General features: G+C 61.3%; 5 protein-coding genes and 1 pseudogene. All 6 read left to right on the forward strand.

What is annotated here, in order from left to right; genetic code table 11:
* Positions 1-180 (forward strand): annotated as a pseudogene (locus ABYV89_RS14020) (hypothetical protein); the annotation flags it as partial.
* A gap of 8 nt (positions 181-188) precedes the next feature.
* Positions 189-1,322 (forward strand): hypothetical protein, encoded by a 1,134-nt coding sequence (locus tag ABYV89_RS14025; protein ID WP_432823566.1) that lies wholly within the window; start codon positions 189-191, stop codon positions 1,320-1,322.
* A 115-nt stretch (positions 1,323-1,437) separates the two neighbouring features.
* Positions 1,438-2,820 carry an argininosuccinate lyase gene (argH, locus tag ABYV89_RS14030; RefSeq protein ID WP_432823567.1) on the forward strand — a complete coding sequence of 461 codons (1,383 nt, stop codon included), beginning with the start codon at positions 1,438-1,440 and terminating at the stop codon, positions 2,818-2,820.
* A 42-nt stretch (positions 2,821-2,862) separates the two neighbouring features.
* On the forward strand, positions 2,863-3,636 hold the full coding sequence (locus ABYV89_RS14035; RefSeq protein ID WP_432823568.1) for a fibronectin type III domain-containing protein: 774 nt from the start codon (positions 2,863-2,865) through the stop codon (positions 3,634-3,636).
* Positions 3,637-3,791: 155 nt separating this feature from the next.
* Positions 3,792-4,667: a 4-hydroxy-tetrahydrodipicolinate synthase gene (dapA, locus tag ABYV89_RS14040; protein WP_432823569.1), complete on the forward strand. Its 876-nt coding sequence runs from the start codon at positions 3,792-3,794 to the stop codon at positions 4,665-4,667.
* Positions 4,668-4,720: 53 nt separating this feature from the next.
* On the forward strand, positions 4,721-5,505 hold a 785-nt coding region (gene dapB / locus ABYV89_RS14045), incomplete at its 3' end, for a 4-hydroxy-tetrahydrodipicolinate reductase (protein WP_432823570.1).

Below are 5,505 nucleotides of genomic sequence, written 5' to 3' on the forward strand. Positions count from 1 at the left end.
GTATGGGTCGACAAGAGTGACCTCTCCGGTTATCCAACTCCTCCCGGGACCCGGTATATTCTCGGCAAGATCTTTCCCGAGCTGGGCTGGGGCGACCAGGCCCCGCCGCAGCGCGTTCCGGCCGACGAACTCCCCGGCGAAAAGCAGCTCCCCCAGATCTGCACCTTCGAGAACGGCTGACAACCCGCATGTTCAGCATCGTCGAAAAACAGCTCAACATCGATTTTCTGCGCGGTCATCACCTGCACTGCATGGTCTGCCAGATCCCCAGCCGGCTCGGCATGAAGGACTGGGCCTGCCGGCTGGTCAATCCGCAGCAGAGCTGGAAGCAGATCCGCAGCATCCTGCAGCTGATCGCCGAGGGTAAGGGCAACCTGAAGAAGTGCCACTTCCTGATCTTTCCGGAAGCGGCCATGCCGGCAGCCCACCTGGAAGAAACCCTGCGGATCATCGACGGGCAATTTCGTCCCAACTCAATCGTCATGTTCGGTGTCGAACACATCCGGCTCGCCGACTACCGCGACCTGCTGCTCCAGTTCCGTGCCGACAACCCCGAGGCGCTGGCATCGGTGTCCGAGGATCTCGATGCCGGGGACATCGAGGAGATCCCGGCCAACGTCAGCGTCACCGCGGTCAAGGAGGCGGATGGGCGGTTGCGGGTCTTTCTGCAGGCCAAGAGCCACCCCTTCGTCGGCGAGGAGCACCTCGACTCCCAGCATGACCTCTATCGCGGCAAAGTCTTCCCCCTGTTCCGCTGCCAGCCGGCCTGCTTCAACTTCATGTCGCTGATCTGCCTCGACTACGTTTACCGGGACACCTACCAGTCGAACATCAGCGTCATCATCGATCGGGCCAACGAGCTCTTTTTTCAGACCCGGCAGCGCCTCGACCTGCTGGCCGTGCTGGAGTGCAACCCCAAACCCGAGCACCGCGCCTTTCGCGATGTGGTCAACGGCTTTTACGGCGAATACCTGGCCTACACCCCGGGGGTGCGGGATACGGTCACGATCTTCTGCAACACCTCGGAAGAAACCACGGGGCTGCCCGGCAGCGACCACTTTACCTTCGGCCATTCCTCGGTTATCATCCACAAAAGCCACAAGATCGGCCCGGTGGAGAATTCCGAGTTCGTCAGCGATGATTTCGACGGGCTGCCGGTCTGCCGGCTGCGCTTCGGCACGGCAGCCAGGCTCTATTATTTCAACCTCCCCCTGTTTCACGAGCTCGACCCGCGCACTACCCGGGTGCCGCTGAAAATACACGGCATCTTCCAACCCGAACAGGGGCAGTGGCAGCGGGTCGAAGAGCACGGGACGGAGTAATCAAAAAAGCGTATAATCGGCCTCTCGAGCGGATGCAATGGCGGGCGAGAGACCGCCTTTGCCTACAGTAATTTCAACAACCCTTGACCGATAGCAGATAAGAACGGAGACCCGCATGTCACAAAACCAGCTCTGGGGCGGCCGCTTCACCCAGCCGACCGACAAGTTCGTTGAAGAATTCACCGCTTCGATCGATTTCGACAAGCGGATGTACCGCTACGACATCCAGGGGTCCATCGCCCACGCGAAGATGCTGGCCAAGCAGGGGATCATCAGCAAGGACGAGGCCCAGCAGATCATGGCCGGACTCGAGTCGATCCTGGCCGACATCGAGAAGGGGAATTTCGAGTTCAAGGTCAGCCTCGAAGACATTCACATGAACATCGAGGCCCGGCTCATCGAGCGCATCGGACCGGTCGGCGGCAAGCTGCACACCGCCCGCTCGCGTAACGACCAGGTCGCCCTCGACGTGCGCCTCTACCTGCGCGACGAGCTGAAAGAGATCCTGGTGTACCTCGACAAGCTGCAGGAGTCGCTGCTGAGCCAGGCCGAGGGGAATCTCGGCGTCATCATGCCCGGCTACACCCACCTGCAGACCGCCCAGCCGATCCTCTACGCCCACCACATGCTGGCTTACTACGAGATGACCAAGCGCGACGCCGGACGCATGGCCGACGTGCTCAAGCGGATGAACGTGCTGCCGCTGGGAGCCGGGGCGCTGGCCGGCACCACCTTCCCCATCGACCGTGAATTCGTCGCCGAGCAACTCGGCTTCGACGGGGTGACCCGCAACAGCCTCGACTCGGTTTCCGACCGCGACTTCGCCCTCGAGTTCTGCGCCGCCAGCTCGATCCTGATGATGCACCTGTCGCGCCTCTCCGAAGAGCTGATCCTCTGGTCCTCCGCCGACTTCGCCTTCATCGAGCTGACCGACGCCTTCTGTACCGGCTCCTCGATCATGCCGCAGAAGAAGAACCCCGACGTTCCCGAACTGGTGCGCGACAAGACCGGCCGGGTCTACGGCAACCTGATCTCCCTGCTGACCCTGATGAAGTCGCTGCCGCTGGCCTATAACAAGGACATGCAGGAGGACAAGGAGCCGCTGTTCGATTCCATCGACACGGTCAAGGGATCGCTTAAAATCTTCGCCGACATGATCGCCCTGATGAAGGTGCGCGCCGAAAACATGAGGGTCGCCGCCGCTCGAGGTTTCTCCACCGCCACCGATGTTGCCGACTACTGCGTGCGCAAGGGACTCCCCTTCCGCAACGCCCACGAGGTGGTCGGCAAGACGGTGCGCTACTGCATCGAGAACAGCAAGGACATCCCCGATCTCAGCATCGCGGAGTTTCGCCAGTTCTCCGAACTGATCGACGAAGACATTTACGACTTCGTCACCCTCGAAGCCTCGGTCAACGCCCGCCGCGCCACCGGCGGCACCGCGCGCGAGGCAGTGGAGCGGGAAATCGCCAGGGCCAGGGCAGAGCGAAAAGCGTAGCCGCCCCCTATCGGCACCATTCATTCGGAAAGCAAGGAACCCATGAAACCAGCCGCAACCATCTATCGCCTGCTCCCCCTGCTTGCCTGCCTGCTGCTAGCCCTCGGCGGCTGCGGCAAGAAGGGCCCGGTCAAGCCCCTGGCACAGCCTCTGCCTGCCGCGCCGGAAAAACTGGCAGCCCTGCAGCAAGGAAACCTCATGCAGCTGGACTGGGAGATCCCCGTCAGCAACCAGGACGGTTCGCCGCTCACCAACCTGCAGGGATTCAACATCCTCAAGATGCGCTACGACATTGCAGACGACTGCCCCGAGTGCCGCGACAGCTCAACCCTGCTGCGCCAGATCGACCTGGAATTCCTTAAAAACGCCGAACGCAAGGGGAACCGCCTGACCTTCTGGGACAACGACCTTGAACCGGGTTACGGCTACCAGTACAAGGTGGTTGCCTACACCCGGCGTAACCGCGACGGCGCCCCGGCCACCATCCGCCGGCCGTTCCTGACGCCGGCCGCCGCGCCGGCCGGCCTGCAGGCAAGTGCACACGACCGCATGGTGCGTCTTGAATGGCAACCGGCCGCCGCCCCCGCTGACGGGGAGCTTCTCGGCTACAACCTGTACCGCCGCAGCAGCGGAGAAATCTTGTCGTCACTGCCAGTAAACGATGCGTTGCTGACCGTTACCTCCTTCGAAGACTTCGGCCTGCAGAACGGTATCCGCTACAGCTACACCCTGCGCACCGTCCTCCACAGGGGAAACACACGCCTTGAAAGTACCGCCTCGTCCGCCGTCGTAGCCACGCCGAAAGCGGGTCAGTGAGGTCGTCAAACGAACTTTGACTTTGCCAGGCAGGTATGCTACCAATACGTTTTTTCAGCGTTTACACTTAATTTCCGGCGGAAAATCATGAATTCCCGCCGGACGAATTTTCGGGGATTGCACCATCTTTTCATTTTTCATTCTGGAGGAAAACCATGTTTAAAGGTTCCATGGTCGCCATCATCACCCCCTTCACTACCCAAGGCCTGGTTGATGAAGAAAAATACCGCCAGCTGATCGAGTTTCAGATCGCCAGCGGCACCGACGTCATCGTCCCCTGCGGGACTACGGGCGAATCGGCTACCCTCGATTACGAGGAGCACGACCGCGTTATTAAAATCTGTATCGAGCAGGTGGCCAAGCGGGTTCCGGTCATCGCCGGCACCGGCTCCAACAGCACCGCCGAAGCCATCGCCCTCTCTCAGCATGCCAAAGAAATGGGCGCCGACGGCGTCCTGCTGGTCTCCCCCTACTACAACAAACCGACGCAGGAAGGGCTGTACCAGCACTATAAAAAAATCGCCGAAACCGTTGCCCTGCCTCAGGTGCTTTACAACGTCCCCAGCCGCACCGGCATGAACATGGAAGCCAAAACCACCATCCGCCTGGCCGAATTCGCCAACGTGGTGGCGATCAAGGAAGCCTCGGGCAACATCACCCAGTCCGGCGAAATTCTCGCCGCTGCCGGCGACAAGATCGACGTCCTCTCCGGCGACGATTTTCTCACCCTGCCGCTGATGGCCTGCGGTGCCAAAGGGGTGATTTCGGTCACCGCCAACATCATGCCGAAGGAAGTTAAAGCGATGGTCACCGCCATCCAGGAGGGCCGCTGGGACGACGCTCGCAAGATGCACCTGAGCATGCTCGAGATCCACAACGCCATGTTCATCGAATCCAACCCGGTGCCGGTGAAAACCGCAGCCAGCCTGATGGGCAAGTGCGGCGCCGACGTCCGCCTGCCGTTGGTCGACATGCAGCCGGCTACCCTCGAAAAGCTCAAGGGCGTGCTCAAGAGCTACAAGCTGATTTAATTCGTCGGGGCGCGGCAAGCAGCGCCCCGACACCGGACAATGAAGGATTCCATATGACCAAGATTGCCGTTACCGGCGCCGCCGGACGGATGGGCGGACGCATCATCGCCGCCATCAAAGAAGCCGCCGGGATAAAACTGGCCGGCGCCTGCGAACGTCCCGGGCACGACATGATCGGGCAGGATGCCGGGCTTATTGCCGGCTGCGGCGAGAGCGGCGTGAGGATCTGCGGCGACCTGGCCGAAGCCTTGAAAGATGCCGACGTATTGATCGACTTCACCTTTCCTGAAGTTACCCTGGCCAACATGGCTGTCTGTGCCGCAATGGGCAAAATGATTGTCATCGGCTCGACCGGATTCACCCCCGAACAGCGCAAGCAGGCCGAAGTATTTTCCGCCCGCATCCCCGTGGTGCTCGCCCCCAACATGAGCGTCGGCGTCAACGCCTGCTTCAAACTGCTCAAGGAAGCGGCTCAGATTCTCGGCGACGGCTTCGATGTCGAGATTGTCGAACTGCACCACAACAAGAAAAAGGACTCCCCGTCCGGCACCGCCGTGCGCATGGGCGAAGTGGTGGCCGACGCTTTAGGGCGCGACTACAACCAGGTCGCCAACTTTCACCGCGAAGGGATGTGCGGCGAACGCACTAAAGAAGAGATCGGCATGCAGACCGTCCGCGGCGGCGACATCGTCGGCGAGCACACCGTCTACTTTATCGGCATGGGCGAGCGCATCGAAATCTCCCACCGCGCCATGAGCCGCGACATGTTCGCCCGCGGCGCCGTCCGTGCCGCAGGCTGGCTGGCCGGCAAACAGGCCGGCATGTACGACATGCAGGA

This window comes from Trichloromonas sp. (genome assembly GCF_041583255.1).
Taxonomy (GTDB): Bacteria; Desulfobacterota; Desulfuromonadia; order Desulfuromonadales; family Trichloromonadaceae; genus Trichloromonas.

Excerpts from the sequence above, each read along its gene's own strand:
- ABYV89_RS14025 (WP_432823566.1), top strand. The coding sequence starts at position 189 with ATGTTCAGCATCGTCGAAAAACAGCTCAACATCGATTTTCTGCGCGGT.
- argH (WP_432823567.1), top strand. The coding sequence starts at position 1,438 with ATGTCACAAAACCAGCTCTGGGGCGGCCGCTTCACCCAGCCGACCGAC.
- ABYV89_RS14035 (WP_432823568.1), top strand. The coding sequence starts at position 2,863 with ATGAAACCAGCCGCAACCATCTATCGCCTGCTCCCCCTGCTTGCCTGC.
- dapA (WP_432823569.1), top strand. The coding sequence starts at position 3,792 with ATGTTTAAAGGTTCCATGGTCGCCATCATCACCCCCTTCACTACCCAA.